This is a genomic window from Metabacillus kandeliae (assembly GCF_021166585.1).
GTDB lineage: Bacteria > Bacillota > Bacilli > Bacillales > Bacillaceae > Metabacillus_B > Metabacillus_B kandeliae.
Genome location: NZ_JAJOZE010000001.1, coordinates 1271757 through 1290385, shown reverse-complemented (window position 1 = coordinate 1290385; position 18629 = coordinate 1271757). Strand labels below are relative to the sequence as shown.

General features: G+C 44.1%; 21 protein-coding genes and 1 other annotated feature. Of the genes, 20 read left to right on the top strand and 1 reads right to left on the bottom strand.

The features are described from left to right. Window positions 1-62: 62 nt before the first annotated feature. The 4 genes from LRR81_RS06535 (at window position 63) to ftsZ (ending at window position 3846) form a co-directional block, all read left to right on the top strand. Window positions 63-731 carry a DUF881 domain-containing protein gene (locus LRR81_RS06535; protein ID WP_231788637.1) on the top strand — a complete coding sequence of 223 codons (669 nt, stop codon included), beginning with the start codon at window positions 63-65 and terminating at the stop codon, window positions 729-731. After that, window positions 732-1094, top strand: coding sequence for a small basic family protein (locus LRR81_RS06530; RefSeq protein WP_231788470.1), 363 nt, complete (start codon window positions 732-734; stop codon window positions 1092-1094). Window positions 1095-1301: 207 nt separating this feature from the next. Then, window positions 1302-2597: a cell division protein FtsA gene (gene ftsA / locus LRR81_RS06525; protein ID WP_231788469.1), complete on the top strand. Its 1296-nt coding sequence runs from the start codon at window positions 1302-1304 to the stop codon at window positions 2595-2597. Between the two features lie 91 nt (window positions 2598-2688). Further along, window positions 2689-3846 carry a cell division protein FtsZ gene (gene ftsZ / locus LRR81_RS06520; RefSeq protein ID WP_231788468.1) on the top strand — a complete coding sequence of 386 codons (1158 nt, stop codon included), beginning with the start codon at window positions 2689-2691 and terminating at the stop codon, window positions 3844-3846. A 38-nt stretch (window positions 3847-3884) separates the two neighbouring features. On the opposite strand, the gene LRR81_RS06515 is transcribed toward ftsZ, so the two are convergent. Next, the gene (locus tag LRR81_RS06515; RefSeq protein ID WP_231788467.1) at window positions 3885-4520 is read right to left on the bottom strand and encodes an alpha/beta family hydrolase; all 636 of its coding nucleotides are present in this window, start codon (window positions 4518-4520) and stop codon (window positions 3885-3887) included. Window positions 4521-4659: 139 nt separating this feature from the next. Between LRR81_RS06515 and LRR81_RS06510 the strand changes: the two genes are divergently transcribed. From LRR81_RS06510 to LRR81_RS06435, 16 genes are all read left to right on the top strand, one after another. Continuing rightward, the gene (locus LRR81_RS06510; RefSeq protein ID WP_231788466.1) at window positions 4660-5394 is read left to right on the top strand and encodes a YwaF family protein; all 735 of its coding nucleotides are present in this window, start codon (window positions 4660-4662) and stop codon (window positions 5392-5394) included. Between the two features lie 190 nt (window positions 5395-5584). After that, complete coding sequence (gene spoIIGA, locus LRR81_RS06505) at window positions 5585-6508, top strand: sigma-E processing peptidase SpoIIGA (protein ID WP_231788465.1); 924 nt, start codon at window positions 5585-5587, stop codon at window positions 6506-6508. A gap of 72 nt (window positions 6509-6580) precedes the next feature. Continuing rightward, complete coding sequence (gene sigE, locus LRR81_RS06500) at window positions 6581-7300, top strand: RNA polymerase sporulation sigma factor SigE (RefSeq protein WP_231788464.1); 720 nt, start codon at window positions 6581-6583, stop codon at window positions 7298-7300. Window positions 7301-7452: 152 nt separating this feature from the next. Continuing rightward, on the top strand, window positions 7453-8232 hold the full coding sequence (sigG, locus tag LRR81_RS06495; RefSeq protein ID WP_231788463.1) for an RNA polymerase sporulation sigma factor SigG: 780 nt from the start codon (window positions 7453-7455) through the stop codon (window positions 8230-8232). A gap of 133 nt (window positions 8233-8365) precedes the next feature. After that, window positions 8366-8623 carry a YlmC/YmxH family sporulation protein gene (locus tag LRR81_RS06490; protein ID WP_231788462.1) on the top strand — a complete coding sequence of 86 codons (258 nt, stop codon included), beginning with the start codon at window positions 8366-8368 and terminating at the stop codon, window positions 8621-8623. A gap of 250 nt (window positions 8624-8873) precedes the next feature. Next, window positions 8874-9713 (top strand): peptidoglycan editing factor PgeF, encoded by an 840-nt coding sequence (gene pgeF / locus LRR81_RS06485; protein WP_231788461.1) that lies wholly within the window; start codon window positions 8874-8876, stop codon window positions 9711-9713. After that, window positions 9710-10396 (top strand): YggS family pyridoxal phosphate-dependent enzyme, encoded by a 687-nt coding sequence (locus tag LRR81_RS06480; protein WP_231788460.1) that lies wholly within the window; start codon window positions 9710-9712, stop codon window positions 10394-10396. Before pgeF ends, LRR81_RS06480 begins: the two co-directional genes overlap by 4 nt. Before the next feature lies 1 nt (window position 10397). After that, window positions 10398-10838, top strand: a complete 441-nt coding sequence (locus LRR81_RS06475) for a cell division protein SepF (RefSeq protein ID WP_231788459.1) — start codon at window positions 10398-10400, stop codon at window positions 10836-10838. Between the two features lie 7 nt (window positions 10839-10845). Beyond that, window positions 10846-11109: a YggT family protein gene (locus tag LRR81_RS06470; RefSeq protein WP_231788458.1), complete on the top strand. Its 264-nt coding sequence runs from the start codon at window positions 10846-10848 to the stop codon at window positions 11107-11109. Window positions 11110-11401: 292 nt separating this feature from the next. Further along, window positions 11402-12178, top strand: a complete 777-nt coding sequence (locus tag LRR81_RS06465; RefSeq protein ID WP_231788457.1) for a YlmH family RNA-binding protein — start codon at window positions 11402-11404, stop codon at window positions 12176-12178. Between the two features lie 137 nt (window positions 12179-12315). Further along, the gene (locus LRR81_RS06460) at window positions 12316-12819 is read left to right on the top strand and encodes a DivIVA domain-containing protein (protein WP_231788456.1); all 504 of its coding nucleotides are present in this window, start codon (window positions 12316-12318) and stop codon (window positions 12817-12819) included. 85 nt (window positions 12820-12904) lie between these two features. Continuing rightward, window positions 12905-13125 (top strand) — a binding site (T-box leader). A gap of 109 nt (window positions 13126-13234) precedes the next feature. Beyond that, on the top strand, window positions 13235-16000 hold the full coding sequence (gene ileS, locus LRR81_RS06455; protein WP_231788455.1) for an isoleucine--tRNA ligase: 2766 nt from the start codon (window positions 13235-13237) through the stop codon (window positions 15998-16000). After that, the gene (locus LRR81_RS06450; protein ID WP_231788454.1) at window positions 15978-16619 is read left to right on the top strand and encodes a hypothetical protein; all 642 of its coding nucleotides are present in this window, start codon (window positions 15978-15980) and stop codon (window positions 16617-16619) included. The genes ileS and LRR81_RS06450 overlap by 23 nt, the downstream gene beginning before the upstream one ends. Next, window positions 16591-16959: a TraR/DksA C4-type zinc finger protein gene (locus LRR81_RS06445; protein WP_231788453.1), complete on the top strand. Its 369-nt coding sequence runs from the start codon at window positions 16591-16593 to the stop codon at window positions 16957-16959. The genes LRR81_RS06450 and LRR81_RS06445 overlap by 29 nt, the downstream gene beginning before the upstream one ends. A gap of 123 nt (window positions 16960-17082) precedes the next feature. Then, window positions 17083-17562 (top strand): signal peptidase II, encoded by a 480-nt coding sequence (gene lspA / locus LRR81_RS06440; RefSeq protein WP_231788452.1) that lies wholly within the window; start codon window positions 17083-17085, stop codon window positions 17560-17562. Next, entirely contained in the window at window positions 17562-18473 is a 912-nt protein-coding gene (locus LRR81_RS06435; protein ID WP_231788451.1) for an RluA family pseudouridine synthase, read from the top strand. The genes lspA and LRR81_RS06435 overlap by 1 nt, the downstream gene beginning before the upstream one ends. Window positions 18474-18629 lie beyond the last annotated feature (156 nt).

Here is an 18629-nt window from a genome sequence, read left to right as displayed (position 1 = left end):
GATGTTCGTTGATTTCGCATAAAAACACAGGGTTTGTTATTCTGTCTGCTGTATTTGGCTTTATGCTGGCTATTCAGTTTCAATCCATCAAGCAGCCAGCTGAAAGAGATACGAGAGATATGTGGCAGCTGCGGGAGGATCTGAAGAAGGAACAGCAAACGCAATCGAGCCTGCTGACAGAGATCAGAAAATATGACAAGCTCCTGGAAACCTATAAAACGCAGGAAAATAAAAACCCCGAGGCAGCATTGGAAAAAACGCTGGCTGAGCTGAAAAAAGAAGCAGGATTGACAGATGTGAGGGGAGAAGGCATTACGATTACGATTGATACTCTGTTCAAAGAAGAGCTGCCGGGCCAGGAAATTAAGCAGATCTCCCCTGAACTGCTGAAGAGGCTTATTAATGAGCTGAATTCGTATGATGCCGAATTCATTTCCGTGAACGGCAGAAGGGTTGTTAATACGACAGTGATCAGGGATATAAACGGCGTGACAAAAATAGACGGATACAGTCTGCGTGATTATCCGATCCAAATTAACGTCATTTCCAAAAATGCGGCAAAGCTTCATAACAGGATTAAGGCATCCAGCACAGATGAAAACTTTGCCATCGATAATTTGAGCCTCAGCATTTCTGAGCTTCAGAAAAATATGACCATTCCTGCCTATGATGACGGCATTAAAACCGATTATTTAAAGCCGGCGGCGTCTGAAAAGGGAGGGATGAAGTAAATGTGGCTTCCTGTTTTAGGGCTATTGCTCGGAGTATTCATCGGCCTGTTTACGGGATTTCGAATTCCGGCTGAATACTCCAACTATTTGTCCATTGCCATCCTTGCGGCTCTAGATACACTCTTTGGAGGGATTAGGGCGCAGCTGCAGAACAACTACGATGAACTGGTTTTTGTATCGGGCTTCTTTTTTAATATTCTGCTTGCTGCAAGTTTGGCTTTTCTCGGAGTCTATCTTGGTGTAGACTTATATCTAGTTGCTATTTTTGCCTTTGGTGTAAGATTGTTCCAAAATATCGCAGTCATCAGAAGAATATTGATCACAAGATGGCGCACATCCAGAGAAAAACTGAAAAAAAGTTGATTTTCTTAAAGGGAATAAAAAGGCATATGACGAATATTCTTTTATTGCCCTTCTTCATTGTTAGGGAATACGAAGAATTTATCATATAAAAGTCCCTTCCATTCATGGGGATTTTGGCTGTAATGTTACTGTAATACTAGTTTCATTGTAATGTTGTTCTTCTAATAATAGAATAGAAATGATAGAGAGATAAGGAGGTGCCATAGAATGAACAGCAGTGAAATCTTCGTAAGCTTAGACATCGGTACATCCAGTGTTAAAGTGATAATTGGTGAAATGGCCGATGAAGCACTTAATATTATCGGTGTCGGAAATGTGAAATCTGAAGGTTTAAAAAAGGGATCTATTGTTGATATAGACGAAACCGTTCATTCTATCCGCAAAGCGGTTGAACAGGCAGAAAGAATGGTAGGGATTTCTCTAAAACGCGTAGTTGTCGGCGTTACGGGCAATCATGTTCATTTGCAGGAATGCCATGGAGTAGTGGCAGTCTCCAGTGAAAACAGAGAAATAACAAATGAAGATATTCACAGAGTAATTGAAGCGGCACAGGTTGTTTCTGTTCCGCCTGAAAGAGAAATTATTGATGTTATACCAAAGCAATTTATAGTGGACGGTCTTGATGAAATTAATGATCCGCGCGGCATGCTCGGCGTCCGTCTTGAAATGGAAGGCACCTTGATAACCGGTTCAAAAACAATCCTACATAATCTGCTTCGCTGTGTGGAGCGGGCAGGCCTGGAAATTACCGACATATGCCTTCAGCCTCTGGCTGCTGGGTCTGTAGCACTTTCCAAAGACGAGAAGAACCTTGGAGTGGCACTGGTTGATATAGGCGGAGGGTCTACTACCATTGCCGTATTCCAAGCGGGGCATCTCGTTTCTTCCAGTGTGCTTCCGATTGGCGGGGAACATATAACAAAGGACCTTTCCATCGGTCTTAGAACCACCACTGAAGAAGCGGAGCGCATCAAAGTGAAGTATGGGCATGCGTTTTATGATCACGCCTCAAGTGACGAGGTTTTTGAAGTATCCATTATTGGAACTGATCAAAAGCAGGCGTTTTCACAGCTGGAAATTTCAGATATTATAGAGGCAAGGCTTGAAGAATTGTTTGAAATGCTTCAGCATGAACTTAACAGGCTTGGCGTAAGAGAGCTTCCAGGAGGATTTGTCCTGACAGGCGGCACGGTCAGCCTGCCAGGAGTTTTGGAGCTTGCTCATGCGATCATGGAAACGAATGTCCGCATAGCGAGCCCGGATTACATTGGCGTAAGAGAGCCGAAGTATATGACAGGCGTCGGCCTCATTCAATTTGCATTTAAAAATGCGAAAATTCAGGGCCGCAAGATCGGTTCCAATGTTTCATCAGAATATTATCCAGAAGCAGCTGCCGCCAGAGAGGAAATCCCGCAGCAGCGTACCAAGCCAAAACCAAAGCCAAAAGAAGAAGAAAAGAAATCCAGCAAAATGAAAAAGTTCTTTGGCTATTTCTTTGAATAAGGATTTAAGAATGATTGAATGAAGTATGCGCAAGCAGCAGGGTGAATAAGGAATCAACCAGAAGTGATTCGATGGATTAGGAGGATTTTGCATGTTGGAGTTTGATACGAATATTGATGGTTTAGCAACCATAAAAGTGATAGGTGTCGGAGGAGGGGGCAATAACGCCGTTAACCGCATGATTGAGCATGGGGTGCAGGGTGTTGAATTTATTGCTGTAAATACAGACGCACAGGCGCTGAACTTATCTAAAGCTGAAATCAAAATGCAGATCGGTTCAAAGCTTACAAGAGGACTTGGAGCAGGTGCAAACCCTGAAGTAGGCAAAAAAGCTGCAGAAGAAAGCAAAGAGCAGATCGAGGAAGCTCTGCGCGGAGCTGATATGGTCTTTGTAACAGCAGGTATGGGCGGAGGTACCGGTACAGGTGCTGCGCCGGTTATTGCTCAAATTGCAAAGGATCTCGGCGCTCTTACAGTAGGTGTCGTGACACGTCCGTTTACTTTTGAAGGCAGAAAACGCGCTATGCAGGCTTCAGGCGGCATTTCTTCCATGAAGGAAGCGGTAGACACACTGATTGTAATTCCAAATGACCGTCTGCTTGAAATTGTGGACAAGAATACACCGATGCTTGAAGCATTCCGTGAAGCTGACAATGTGCTGCGCCAAGGTGTTCAGGGTATTTCCGACTTAATCGCTGTGCCAGGTCTGATCAATCTTGACTTTGCTGATGTAAAGACAATCATGTCCAACAGAGGTTCTTCTCTAATGGGTATCGGTGTGGCTACAGGCGAAAACAGAGCGGCAGAAGCTGCCAAAAAAGCAATCTCCAGTCCGCTGCTTGAAACTTCCATCGATGGAGCACAAGGCGTACTGATGAACATTACTGGAGGCACAAACCTCAGCCTTTATGAAGTACAGGAAGCTGCTGATATTGTAGCATCCGCTTCAGATCAAGAAGTTAACATGATCTTTGGATCAGTTATCAACGAAAATCTGAAGGATGAAATTGTTGTAACTGTCATTGCGACTGGCTTCAACGAACAGGAAGTTAACCCTTCAAAGCCTGCACGCCCATTCGGCAGCAGTGTGAAGCCTCAGGCAGCACCGCAGCAGCCGCCAAGAAGAGAACGAGAAAGAGAATACAAGCGGGAAGAGCCTGTTCAGGAACAGCCTAACCGCAGCAATCAGCAGGGCGAAGATACTTTAGATATTCCGACTTTCCTAAGAAACCGGAACAGAAGAAGATAAATACAGCAAAAAAGAGGTGCTTTTCAGCACCTCTTTTTTTATAGCATATCCTCAATCAGCGCCATTACTCTGGAAAGGGCTTCAATAGAATGGTGTGTTTCAAATTTTCCTGCATCCAGATGATGGTTTGCCCTTGCAACCACTTCTGTTTTGTTTGCAGCTGTATTTAGCTGTGCCATTTTCTCAGAACTGTAATGCGGGTCTTTGTCGCCTATTACCAAAAGGCTTTGCTGCCGGCTTGTTAATATACCGTCAAATACTGATTTGAAATTCAGCAGAGGTGTTAGCAAAACTGCCTTTGCATGTGAAAATTCTTCTTTTTTCAGCAGGCTGCATGCTATTGGGATTGTTCCGAGAGATTTTCCAATTAAAAATATTTCCTTGTAAGAACGGGAAGTAAGAACTTCCTTCAAAACAGGATGGATGTCATCCATCATTGCACTGGTTATTTCCTCAATGGGTCTTTTCAAAAAATCAGTCTCGTACTTATAATGAATGTGAACAATATCTATGGAGTTATCAAGCATAGTCATAGTTGCATAGTAAAATAGGGGCTTATCATATGTATAGCCTGAGCCTGAAAACATAAAGCATATTCTCTCTGATTCCATTTCTATATGTGTATATCGGATGTAATTGGCTTTTCCCTCTATTACCTTTTCACTTACTCTCATCCTCTGACCTCCAGCATCGCATAAAATGATTAATCTTTAGCAGGATTATCTCATAGAGTGTCAATGGAGGGCAGAATAAATCATTGTTTTGCCAAAGAAAAACGCTGAATTATTCAGACAAAATCTTAGGAGGCAGGATATGTTTTGGGACATTCAGGACAAACCGTTTCAAATGTTTTCATTTGGACACTGGCTCGCCTTCTTTGTGCTCGCGGGCGGTGTGATTGCTCTATACATACTGAAGGAAAAAGGCTTTAACGGGTTTTCTAAAACAGCAGAAACCAGTGCAGCTCTTTTTTTGCTGCTGCTGGAAGGTTTTTTTCATTTTTGGCAATGGCAGCACGGGATTTGGAGCTTAGCTCATTCTCTCCCGCTAGAGCTTTGCAGCATCAGCCTCTTGCTTTCCATTCTTCTCCTTTTAACAGGAAGTAAAGCCATTTTTGAACTTGTCTTCTTTGCAGGCATTGCAGGCGCATTGCAGGCAGTGCTTACTCCCGTCTTATTTTCTGATTTTCCGAGATTCAGATATTTTCATTTTTTCTTAACGCATAGCGGCATTATTTGGACTGTTTTGTATTTTGCTTGGATAAAAGGGTATGTGCCGACACTGCTGTCTGCCGGAAAATCGCTTTTGTTTTTAAATCTTCTCCTGCCTGCTATTCTTTTTGTTAATTTTACATTCGGCAGCAATTATATGTTTTTAAGAGGAAAGCCTGCCAGCAAAAGTATTCTTGATTTGCTTGGACCATATCCCTGGTACATTCTTTCATTGGAGTTTGCCGCACCTGCAATGTTTTTTATTCTCTGGATTTTGTTTAGAGGAGAAAGAGGTTTGTCCCGGCAGAAACGCAGAAAACCGGACAGAGCGTCTTAGTCTGGCAGAGAGAAAAATTTTCAGGCAGCACACTGGTGCTGCCTGTTTCTATTTTCTGACAAAATCCAGCTAAAAAACACGTGTTTATCAGGCGCCAAGTGACAGACTTCAACGGACTGCCTGCTTTATACTGAATGCAATCAAAGGAAAAGCCTGATTGGCAGGATGCTGGAAGCGGGGTCAGGAATTTTTGAAAATTTATCTTGATGCCATTTGGTTTCTTAACTTTTCATTTGACCTGCTGCTGTTATTGCTTACAGCCATTATTTTAAAGCGGCCAGTCAAAAAGCTGAGACTTTTTTTGGGAGCGCTCGCCGGTTCTTCGATTATTATTCTATTGTTTACACCTTTAGGACCAGCGGCAGCAGGACCTGCAGGGAAAGTGGCGATTTCTGTTCTTATGGTGCTGATCACATTTGGCTTCATTCGTTTCCGCTTCTTTTTTCAAAATTTGCTTATGCTGTATTTTTCAGCTTTTATGTTAGGCGGGGGAATAATGGGTGCCCATTATTTTCTGCAGACAGATGCAGCATACAAAGACGGGGTCATTATGACCGTTGCCGGCGGAATGGGCGATCCAGTGAGCTGGGTATTTGCGGCTGCAGGCTTTCCTGCCGTTTGGTTTTTTTCTAAGAAACGGCTGGACGAGGCGGAAGCCAAGAAAATTCAATACGAGGAAATTGTGGATGTGCGCATTGTGATTGAAGATTTTGAATGGAGTGCAAAAGGGCTTGTAGACAGCGGCAATCAGCTTACGGATCCTATTACAAAGACCCCTGTTATGATTCTTGATGCTAAAAAGGCAGCTCCCTCACTTCCGGAGGGACTGGCTGACCTCGTATTCGGAGAAAACCTTCTGGAAAATATCTGCTCAGAGGATCACCCATGGCTTTCGCGCATGCGGGTCATTCCATACAGAGGTGTGGGGCAGTCACATCAATTTTTAATAGGCATCAAGCCTGATCAGATCATCATTACCTCTGCTGGTGAAACAGTACAAGTTAAAAAGGCCCTCATTGGCCTCAGCACGTCTTCTTTATCAACAGATGGCGACTTTGATTGCATCGTTCATCCGCTTATGCTGAAATCTTCTGGTGCTTTAAATGTATCTTAAAAACTGCCGCTTTAAAGAAGCGGGATATTAGAATGATACTCTGGAAAAAAAGGTTTTAGAAGGGGGAGAATCATGAAAAAGTGGAGATTGCGCCTCACTTTGCTCTGGTACAAAATTTTAATGAAGCTGGGAATAAAAACAGATGAAATCTATTATATCGGCGGCAGCGAAGCATTGCCGCCTCCCCTTTCAAAAGAAGAGGAAGAAGTGCTGCTGAAGAAACTGCCAAATGGTGATCAGGCTGCACGCTCGATCCTGATTGAAAGAAACCTTCGTCTTGTGGTCTATATAGCCAGGAAATTTGAAAATACAGGGATTAACATTGAAGATTTAATCAGCATTGGAACAATCGGACTGATCAAGGCTGTGAATACCTTTAATCCCGAAAAGAAAATTAAGCTGGCTACATATGCCTCCCGCTGTATTGAAAATGAAATTCTCATGTATCTGCGAAGAAACAATAAAATCCGCTCTGAAGTTTCTTTTGATGAGCCTCTTAACATTGATTGGGATGGAAATGAACTCCTGCTTTCAGATGTTCTTGGAACAGAAGATGACATTATTACAAAAGACCTTGAAGCCAATGTGGACCGCAAGCTTCTTCTTAAAGCCCTGCAGCAGCTGAATGACAGGGAAAAGCAGATCATGGAACTGAGATTCGGCCTTCAGGGAGGAGAGGAAAAAACACAAAAGGATGTCGCTGATATGCTTGGCATCTCCCAGTCCTATATTTCCAGACTGGAAAAAAGAATCATTAAAAGACTGAGGAAAGAATTTAATAAAATGGTCTAACAGCAAAAAAAAATTTTTTTCTGCCGCTAAAGCCGCAGAAAATCCTCATTTTGACAAGGGAAGGAGCTCCTTCCCTTTTTTCATTGTGCATAATTTTCCAGCCCCCGGAGATACTGAACTTTGTACAGCAGCTCCTCCAGGGAGGGAAAGAATTGACACGAAATAAAGTTGAAATCTGCGGCGTAGATACATCTAAGCTTCCAGTATTAAAGAATGATGAAATGCGGAAATTATTTGCAGCAATGCAAAGCGGAGATCGATCAGCAAGAGAAAAACTGGTCAATGGAAATTTAAGGCTGGTTTTAAGTGTTATTCAGCGTTTTAACAACCGCGGAGAATTTGTTGATGACCTGTTTCAAGTCGGCTGCATCGGCTTGATGAAGTCCATTGATAATTTCGACCTCGGACAGAACGTTAAATTCTCTACATATGCTGTTCCAATGATTATTGGAGAGATCAGGCGCTACCTGCGGGACAACAATCCGATCAGGGTTTCAAGGTCCTTAAGGGATATTGCCTATAAAGCTCTTCAAGTCAGAGAAAAATTGATCAGCGAAACCTCAAAAGAACCGACGGCAGAAGAAATTGCAAGAGTGCTTGAAGTTCCGCATGAGGAGATTGTATTCGCACTCGATGCCATTCAGGATCCTGTTTCTCTTTTTGAACCAATCTACAACGACGGCGGGGACCCGATTTATGTGATGGACCAGCTGAGCGACGAACGGAACAGGGACATCCACTGGATCGAAGAAATTGCCTTAAAAGAAGGCATGCGCAGGCTGAACGACAGGGAAAAAATGATTCTCAGGAAGCGTTTCTTTCAAGGCAAGACACAAATGGAAGTTGCTGAAGAAATCGGCATTTCCCAGGCACAGGTTTCGCGCCTTGAAAAAGCTGCGATCAGGCAAATGAATAAGAACATTCAGCAATAAAGGAAGGAACAAAAAGGCTGCTCCGCTTTACAGGCAGTCTTTTTTGCGTTTTATATGAATCATACTGCCCCCTTTTTCATCATAGGCTATGGTAATAAGCAAGCTTAATCGCTGCGGCAGGGGGAACTGAAAAATGATGAACATATCAGAGTTCCAGACAAAGGATGTTGTGAATGTTTCGGACGGAAAAAAGCTTGGAAGCATAGGCGATTTTGATATCAATGTCACAACCGGAAAAATCCAGGCGATCATCATCAGCGGACAGGGGAAAATGCTTGGTTTTTTCGGAAAAGAGGAGGAATTTGTCATTCCTTGGAGGAATATCGTAAAAATTGGCGAAGATGTAATTCTAGTCAGGGTTAGCAGAACAGAAGAAGCCTCCATCGAATAAAAATATCCTCATTTAACTCGGACGCCATGGGAAAGATGTGGTAAAATGAGGGCATTGAAACGAAGCTATCTTTTATGTAGGCTCTTTTCTTAAACTTTGTTGCTCACAATCCTATATTTTGTTCAACAATCCAGCTACACTGCAAAAACTTTAAGAAAAGATGCCCCGAAGCTAGGCAAAAAGCGTGATAAAGGCTTTTACGAATAGCAACAATCTCTGCGAAAACAGTCTTTATGTAAGGAATGGTAAAATGAACCCGGACGCATTTCAGCAGCAAGAGTTGACATATATGGACATCCCTCTTTTAAACAGGGTGGATTCTTCTGTAACAGCAGGTTTTACACTCATGGACGGAGGCTTCAGCAATGGCAGCTATGCTGAGCTGAACATGGGACTCCATGTCGGCGATGATCCGCTGGCAGTGCAAAAGAACCGCAATAAACTGGCGGAACAGCTGAGTATGCCGCTTGAACAATGGGTTTTTGCCGATCAAGTGCATGACAGCATCATTTACAAAGCCGGCAGCGATGACAAAGGGAAAGGCACTCTTGATTACAGCACGGCCATTAAGGGAACGGACGGCCTTTACACAAAAGAGAAAAATATTATGCTTGCCCTTTGCTTTGCCGATTGTGTGCCTTTATTCTTTTTTGAAAAGCAGCAAAAGCTGGTCGGCACTGCACACGCAGGCTGGAAAGGCACTGTAAAGAACATTGCCGGAAGAATGGTGCAGGAATGGACAGAGAAGGAACAAGCAGATCCTGATCGCATTATTGCGGTTATCGGCCCATCCATCGGTCCATGCTGCTACACGGTTGACAGCAGGGTGATGGACCATGTGTACAGCCAAAATGCGGCAGAGCCTGATAAAATCTACTCTGAAATAAAAAAGGGGCAATTTTCCCTTGACTTGAAAGAATTAAATCGTCAGCTTCTCATTAAAGCCGGGCTTAAAGATGAAAACATACACGTATCTTCTTATTGTACAGGCTGTGAGAGCGACTTGTTTTTCTCCCATCGGAGAGATAATGGGAAAACGGGCAGAATGATCAGCTTTGTCGGCATGAAAGAGGAGGCAGACACCATTTGAACGTAGCAGATAACGCAACAGTTATTCAGAATAACATCCATGCTGCCTGCGAAAGAGCCGGCCGCAGCTCTGACAGCATTACCGTCATTGCTGTAACGAAATATGTAACCGCCGTAAGGGCGCTGGAAGCGTATGAGGCAGGCATCCGCCATTTTGGTGAAAACCGGCCTGAAGGACTGCTGGAAAAAAAAGAAGCAATTGGAGAAGAAGCGGTATGGCATTTTATCGGCTCTCTTCAGACGAGAAAAGTAAAAAGTATGATTGATCACGCAGATTACATTCATTCACTGGACAGGCTTGCACTGGCAGAAGAAATTCAAAAGCGTGCGGCTAGGCAGGTGAAATGCTTCGTACAGGTTAACGTTTCCGGGGAGGAGTCCAAGCATGGACTGAAACCGGAAGAAGTGCAGAATTTTATTGAAAAGCTGAAAGATTTTCCGAAAATACAGGTGGCAGGCCTAATGACAATGGCCCCATATACCGATAATGAACAAGAGATCAGAAATTGCTTCAGAACATTGAAGCATCTGCAGGAGAGCATTAAAGGACAGAACATAGGCTATGCCCCTTGCACAGAGCTCTCGATGGGCATGTCAAATGATTATGTAATCGCGGCAGAAGAAGGAGCAACCTTTATCCGCATCGGTTCTTCATTAGTTGGAAATGAATCAGGAGGTGTATAAAATGAGCATTAAAAACCGATTTAAAAGTTTTTTTGCACTTGATGACGAAGAAGAGTATGAGTATGTTGAAACAGAAGAATTAAGAGAAGAAGAAGCTCATCAAGAACAAGCGCCGGCAAAGCGTGAAGGCAAGCAGAATGTTGTCAGTTTGCAAAGCGTGCAAAAATCCTCTAAAGTGGTATTATGTGAACCTCGCGTTTATGCAGAAGCCCAGGATATAGCAGACCAGCTGAAAAACCGCCGGGCAGTTGTTGTGAATCTCCAGCGGATTACGCACGACCAGGCAAAACGGATCGTAGACTTTTTAAGCGGAACAGTTTATGCGATCGGCGGGGATATTCAGCGCATCGGGATGAATATTTTTCTGTGTACACCTGACAATGTAGATGTGTCAGGCGCAATTTCCGAGTTCACAGCTGAAGAAGAAGCTCAAAGGTGGTAATGCATTCATGGGACTGCTCTATACTGTACTGAATTCTTTGTTTGATCTTTATACGATGTCTATCGTTATTTATTTGCTGATGTCCTGGTTTCCTAAAGGAAGGGAGTCAGCTATTGGGCAGTTTCTAGCCAGAATCGTTGAACCGTTTCTGGAGCCATTCCGCCGGATTATTCCGCCGCTTGGAATGATTGACATTTCCCCGATTGCGGCGCTGTTTGTTTTGAGGCTTGCAAGAACGGGACTGGATTCCATTTTCCGCATGCTAGCATAAAGGGACTTCTTATAGTTCCTTTTTTTATTTTTAGGCCCTCTTAAATTTGGCTGTTGATTACAGTACTCAGGCGTCCGCTTTCCGTGAGGCGGGCGGTGAGCTTCCTCGGCGCCATAGCGCCTGCTTAGATCTCGCCTGTCCCGCTGCTCCCGCAGGAGTCTCGCGCCTGGAACGCAGACCAACAGGTGCGTAAAAACCAACATTCTTCTTCAGCTTAGCCTATTTTCAAGAGCTGTTTGAAAAGAGAAGTCTCCACAATTACAATACATAGGAAAGAAATTGGTGATGAAGCATGGAACATCTTTTTCAGCATTTCCGTGAAGAAGAACGGATTTTTATAGAAAAAGCTGCCGGCTGGAAAGAACAGGCTGAAAATAACTACAGCCCTAAGCTGACCGACTTTTTGGACCCGAGGGAGCAGGAAATTGCAGAAGCAGTTGTTGGGAACACCGGTGAAATTAAAATTGCCTTTTATGGGGGGCATCCATTAACTGAAAGAAAAAGAGCCCTGATTTATCCGGAATATTTTTCCCCTCTGCCTGAAGATTTTTCTCTTTCACTCTTTTCGCTTCAATATCCTGAAAAGTTTGTAACAGTGGAACACAGACAGGTGCTGGGTTCTCTTCTGTCCATCGGTCTTGCTAGGGCCAAGTTCGGAGATATTCTGTTTTTGGACCAGCAGGTGCAGATTGTCGCTGCTGAAGAATACGAACCTTTTTTAACAATGAATTTCCATCATGTCGGAAAAGCGACCGTTTCATTAGAAAAGATCAGTTTCTCCGACATTATTGAACCAAGGCAGGAAATTTCCGAAGCATCTGCAACGGTGTCTTCATTAAGGCTGGATGCGGTTGGGGCGGCTATATACAATCTTTCCCGCCAGAAAATGCAGTCCCTGATTACAGGGGGAGCGGTTAAAGTAAACTTCCGTCAGGTTGAGCAAGCTTCATTTGAGTGCCGGGAAGGGGATATGCTGTCAGTTAGAGGCCATGGGAGAAGCAAGCTTCTTTCCGTTGACGGCAAAACCAAAAAGGATAAAATTAAAATCCGCGCAGGGAAACAAAAATAAATTTGCCTGAAAAGGAAGGATAATGGCCAAAACTGTAGAAATATGCTTTATAATGGTTAATAGGTCGGATTATCTTTGCCTTTTCAGTCTTTTGCCATTTTAATAAGGATAATTCTATACATATGGAGGTGGCCTCTGTGCCGTTAACACCGCTAGATATTCATAATAAGGAATTCAATAAAGGATTCCGGGGTTATGATGAAGACGAAGTAAACGCTTTTCTTGATCAGGTAATCAAAGATTACGAAATGATTATCCGCGATAAGAAAGAACTTGAGTCAAAAGTCCTTGAAATGGATGACAAGCTAAGCCATTTTACGAACATAGAGGATACGCTGAATAAATCGATTCTTATTGCACAGGAAGCTGCCGAAGAAGTGAAGCGCAGCGCTCAGAAGGAAGCGAAGCTGATCATTAAGGAAGCTGAGAAGAACGCTGACAGAATCATTAATGAGTCTCTTTCCAAATCAAGAAAAATTGCGATGGAGATTGAAGAACTCAAAAAGCAGTCAAAGGTTTTCCGGACAAGATTCCAAATGCTGATTGAAGCGCAGCTGGATCTTCTGAAAAACGACGACTGGGATCATCTCCTTGAGTATGAAGTGGAATCCATCTATGACCCTGAGGAATCCAAATACTGATCACGCTTGACTTTGAGGGTTTTAATCGCATATAATACCAACATCTATCATCAGCATTGAAATTAAGAAAAGTATATAGATAAGCCAATTGACGATGACAGGGACAGTACATGGCCCATCGTTTGCACTTAGCGAGCCGGAGGCGGTGAAAGTCCGGCGGCAAACGGGCACTGGAAAATCACCCTGGAGTTCCTTTCTGAAATGTTACAGTAAGAAAGGCGTCTTATCCGCGTTACGGATCAATCGAGCGGGCAGCAGCAGCTGTCTATCAGGGTGGTACCGCGGGAAAGCTTTCTCGTCCCTTTTTAGGGATGAGAAGGCTTTTTTATTTATTTTCAAAAGGCAGGGCGCTTTCGCTTTTTAAAACCGCTGATATTGAAAGAAAACATTCAGCCTGAAACGGGAGGAAAAGAAGATGGAATACAAAGATACACTGTTAATGCCGAAAACGGAATTCCCTATGAGGGGCAATCTCCCAAAAAGAGAGCCTGAGCAGCAGAAAAACTGGGAATCTCAGGACATTTACAAAATGGTGCAGGACCGTACAAAAGATCGTCCGCTGTTTGTGCTGCATGACGGACCTCCATATGCAAACGGAGACCTTCATATGGGGCATGCACTGAATAAAGTGCTGAAGGACTTTATTGTCCGCTATAAATCCATGAGCGGCTACTGTGCACCTTATGTTCCCGGCTGGGATACCCACGGTCTGCCAATTGAAACAGCACTCACAAAAAACAAAAAAGTGAACCGCAAGGAAATGTCAGTAGCGGAATTCAGAAAGCTTTGTGAAGAATATGCCTGGACGCAAATTGAAAACCAGCGCAGCCAGTTTAAAAGCCTTGGCGTGCGCGGCGATTGGGAAAATCCATATGTTACCCTGAAGCCTGAGTACGAAGCACAGCAAATTAAGGTGTTTGGAGAAATGGCGAAAAAAGGCTATATCTATAAAGGGAAAAAGCCTGTTTACTGGTCCCCTTCAAGTGAATCTGCGCTTGCAGAAGCGGAAATTGAATACCAGGATAAACGATCTCCTTCCATCTATGTTGCTTTTAAAGTAACAGACGGAAAAGGAGTACTGAATGAGGGTGATCAGATCATTATCTGGACCACTACTCCATGGACGATCCCGGCGAACCTGGGAATTTCCGTTCATCCTGCTTTAAATTACAGTGTTGCTGAAGTTGACGGCGTCCGCTATGTAGTTGCTGAAGATCTCTTAGCCAGTGTAGCGAAAGAGCTTGAGTGGGAAAATGCTGAAACAGTTGCCATAGTAAAAGGGGAAAGCATGGACAGAATGATTGCCAAGCATCCGCTTTATGACAGAGAATCACTCGTCATGCTTGGCGAGCATGTGACAACTGATGCCGGCACGGGAGCTGTTCACACAGCACCGGGACACGGGGAAGATGACTTTATCGTCGGTCAGGCATATGGACTGGATGTTTTGTGCCCTGTTGACGAAAAAGGCGTCATGACAAGCGAAGCTCCCGGCTTTGAAGGGATTTTCTATGATGAAGCAAACAAGCCGATCACAGAGGCTCTTCAGGAAAAAGGCGCCCTTTTGAAGCTGAGCTTTATCACTCACTCCTATCCGCATGACTGGAGAACAAAGAAACCAACCATTTTCAGAGCCACTGCTCAATGGTTTGCTTCTATTAAAGATTTCAGAAGCGAACTTCTGGAAGCTGTAAAAGAAACAAAATGGGTGCCGGCCTGGGGTGAAACCCGCCTTTACAACATGGTGCGCGACAGAGGCGACTGGTGTATTTCCCGCCAGCGTGCATGGGGTGTGCCGATTCCGGTGTTTTATGCTGAAAACGGCGAGCCGATCATCACGGACGAAACCATTCAGCATGTCTCAGATCTCTTCAGAGAACATGGCTCCAACATCTGGTTTGAGAAAACAGCGAATGAATTGCTTCCAGAAGGGTTTAAGCATGAAGGCAGCCCGAACGGACAGTTCACGAAAGAAAATGACATCATGGACGTTTGGTTTGATTCCGGTTCTTCTCACCAGGCAGTCCTTGCTGAAAGAGAAGATCTTGTCCGGCCTGCAGATCTTTATCTGGAAGGTTCTGACCAGTACAGAGGGTGGTTTAACTCATCACTTTCCACTGCTGTAGCTGTTACTGGAAAGGCTCCTTATAAAGGCATTTTAAGCCATGGCTTCGCACTTGACGGAGAAGGCCGCAAAATGAGCAAATCACTTGGAAATGTCGTACTGCCTTCAAAAGTAATGAATCAGCTTGGGGCAGATATTCTCCGTCTTTGGGTTGCTTCTGTTGACTATCAGGCAGATGTGCGTGTTTCTGATGGCATCCTGAAGCAAGTGGCTGAAGTATACCGCAAGATCCGCAATACTTTCCGCTTTTTGCTCGGCAATCTCGCTGACTTTAATCCGGAAACAGATGCTGTGCAGGATTCAGACTTGAGAGAAGTAGACAGATACATGCTCGTTAAGCTGAACACCCTGATTGATAAAGTGAAGGATGCTTATGAAAACTACGAATTTGCGGTCATTTATCACAATGTCCACAATTTCTGCACCATTGAATTAAGCTCCTTCTACCTTGATTTCGCCAAAGACGTTCTTTACATCGAGGCGAAGGACCAAAAAGACAGAAGAGCCATTCAAACTGTGCTTTATGAAACATTGCTTGCTCTCGTGAAATTGACTGCACCGATTCTGCCGCATACAGCAGATGAAGTATGGGGCCATATTGACTGGGTGAAGGAAGAAAGTGTTCAGCTTGTTGATATGCCGGAAAGCAAGAACATCTCAGATGCAAGCGCGCTCCAGGAAAAATGGGATCGTTTTATGACATTAAGAGACGATGTTCTAAAAGCTCTTGAAGTAGCGAGAAACGAAAAAGTAATCGGCAAATCGCTGACAGCTGATATTAAGCTGTACCCAACAAACGAAACGAAAGAATTGCTTCAATCTGTAAAAGAAGACTTAAAGCAGCTGTTCATCGTGTCCGGATTCAGTATTGCCGGTTCTTATGAAGAAGCTCCAGAAGGGGCACAGGATTTCGGCCAGGCGAAAATTGTGATTGAAAAGGCTGATGGCGAAACATGCGATAGATGCTGGATTGTTACTCCTGAAGTAGGAGAAAACAAAAATCATCCTACGCTTTGCCCTCGCTGCGCTTCCATTGTTGAAACCTATTATGCTTAATGTTTTATTGAACAGCCGCTGCATGTTTGCAGCGGCTGTTTTTTATTGTGGACTTCACAAAATCCAAAAAGTCAAACCCGGACTTTTCGGTTTTTTCTTCCAGCGCTTGTCGAGGCTGAACGAGCGGCTTCCGCTTTTCTTTGTCCAGCTCCAGCGCCTAGCCCCTCGAGTCGCTTCGAAAAATCCCAAAAAGTCTAAGACCGGACTTTTCGGGATTTTCCTCCAGCGCTTGTCGGGGCTGAACAGGCGCTTCCGCTTTTCTTATTGTCCAGCTCCAGCAGCTAGCCCCTCGAGTCGCTTCACAAAAATCCAAAAAGTCAAACCCGGACTTTTAGGATTTTTGCTCCAGCGCTTGTCGGGGCTGAACGAGCGGCTTCCGCTTTTCTGGATTGTCCAGCTCCAGCGCCTAGCCCCTCGAGTCGCTTCAGAAAAAACCAAAAAGTCAAAGACCAGACTTTTCGGTTTTTTCCTCCAGCGCTTGTCGGGGCTGAACAGGCGCTTGCACTTTTCTTTGACAGCAAAGGAAAAAAATGAACAGCTTATAGAATTCCTGTTAGGACAGAATAAAGGTACGACAAGGAAACGAGGGGATGACTGTGTTGCATGGCGGCCTTTTTGAAGCAATCCGTTACGAACTGGAGTTAATGCGGGAAGAATTGAAATCAAGGTTGTTTGAAATGTGCTGTTTTGAACCGGAAACAGAATCTAAAATTCTTTACCATATTAAAGAAGAACTGTTCGATGTCGAGTACTCCTTATCCAAATTTGAAGCCGGCACATATGGCGTCTGCGAATTGACAGGCAGAGCGCTCCCTAAAGAAAAACTGCGAATCCTTCCTACTGCGCGCACCATCCATGATTTTAGCTTTTCGGAACAATATGAACGAAAATCGCTCCCCTATATTTCATCACCTCTTGTGACTGCAGGAAACTATCCTGAAGCACACCAGCAATCATAATCCGCAGATTGCAGCGGCGGGTGGCATTGATTCTTAGTGTTCCTATGGCAAAAGCGCTTTACTCACGTCTTTTCTAATGATAAAATTCTACTCGTACTTATTTTGAGCGACGGGGGAACAAGAGTGCGGCGTTTAAGTTATATTCTTGCGCTGATTATCATTGCAATCGATCAGCTGACGAAGTGGGCCATTGCCACAAAAATGAGCATAGGGGATGAATTTCCCGTTATTGAAAACTTTTTATACATTACCTCACACCGCAACCGCGGAGCTGCCTGGGGAATTCTTCAGGGCAAAATGTGGTTTTTCTATGTTGTCACAATCGCTGTTATTATCGGGATTGTGTATTACATTCAAAAATCAGGAAACAGTTCCAGGCTGTTTGCCGTATCACTCGGCTTAATGCTTGGCGGAGCAATCGGCAATTTTATTGACCGTGTGAGAACAGGAGAGGTAGTGGATTTTATCCACAGTTATATATTTTCTTATAATTTCCCTGTGTTTAATGTGGCAGATTCATCGCTTTGCGTCGGGGTCGCACTGCTGTTTGTGCAGATGCTCCTGGATGGAAAAAAAGCGAATGAAGGAGAGAACAATTTTTAATGGAAGTATTAGAATTTATAGTAGGCAAAGATCAGCAGAATGAGCGGATTGATAAAGCTGCTGCCTCTTTTGGCGACTGGTCCAGAACACAGATTCAAAGCTGGATTAAAGAGGGCAGACTGACAGTGAATGATGAAGCAATCAAAACAAACTACAAATGCCAGGCAGAAGATAAAATTGAAATCACCCTGCCGGAACCGGAAGAGCTGGAGGCTGCACCTGAAGAAATGGACCTTGATATTTACTACGAGGACAGCGATGTACTTGTTGTGAATAAACCAAGAGGCATGGTTGTCCACCCGGCACCGGGTCATCTGACAGGCACGCTTGTAAACGGCCTTATGGCCCATTGCAAGGATCTTTCAGGAATCAACGGGGTTCTGAGACCGGGAATTGTTCACCGGATTGATAAGGACACCTCAGGTCTTCTGATGGTAGCGAAAAACGATGCGGCTCATAAATCACTTGTTAATCAGCTTGTAGCGAAGACCGTAACAAGAAGATATAAGGCGATTGTTCATGGCGTTATCCAGCATGACCAGGGCACAATTGACGCGCCAATCGGCCGTGACAAGCAGGATCGGCAGAGCATGACCGTTACCAAGACGGCAAGCAGGGATGCGGTTACCCATTTTAATGTGCTGGAGCGTTTTGACCAGTATTCCTTTATAGAGTGCCAGCTTGAGACAGGCAGAACCCATCAGATCAGGGTTCACATGAAATACATTGGATTTCCGCTCGCCGGCGATCCGAAGTACGGACCGAAAAAAACATTGCCGATTGAAGGCCAGGCTCTACACGCAGGGATACTTGGTTTTATTCATCCAAGGACTGGTGAATATTTAGAATTCGAGGCGCCTCTGCCTGAAGAATTCTCTTCACTGCTTGAGATGCTTAGAAATAATCGTTGACAGGAAGCCCTTTTTCTGAAATAATAATTTTTAGTAAATGACATTTAAAAGATCCTTTAATACGGTCCCGTGAGGCTGAGAAGGAAGAGTATCAACGGCTCTATGCTGGTTGGTTTCTTTAGGCAAAATGACTAATGCCCTCTCTCCCCATGCGGA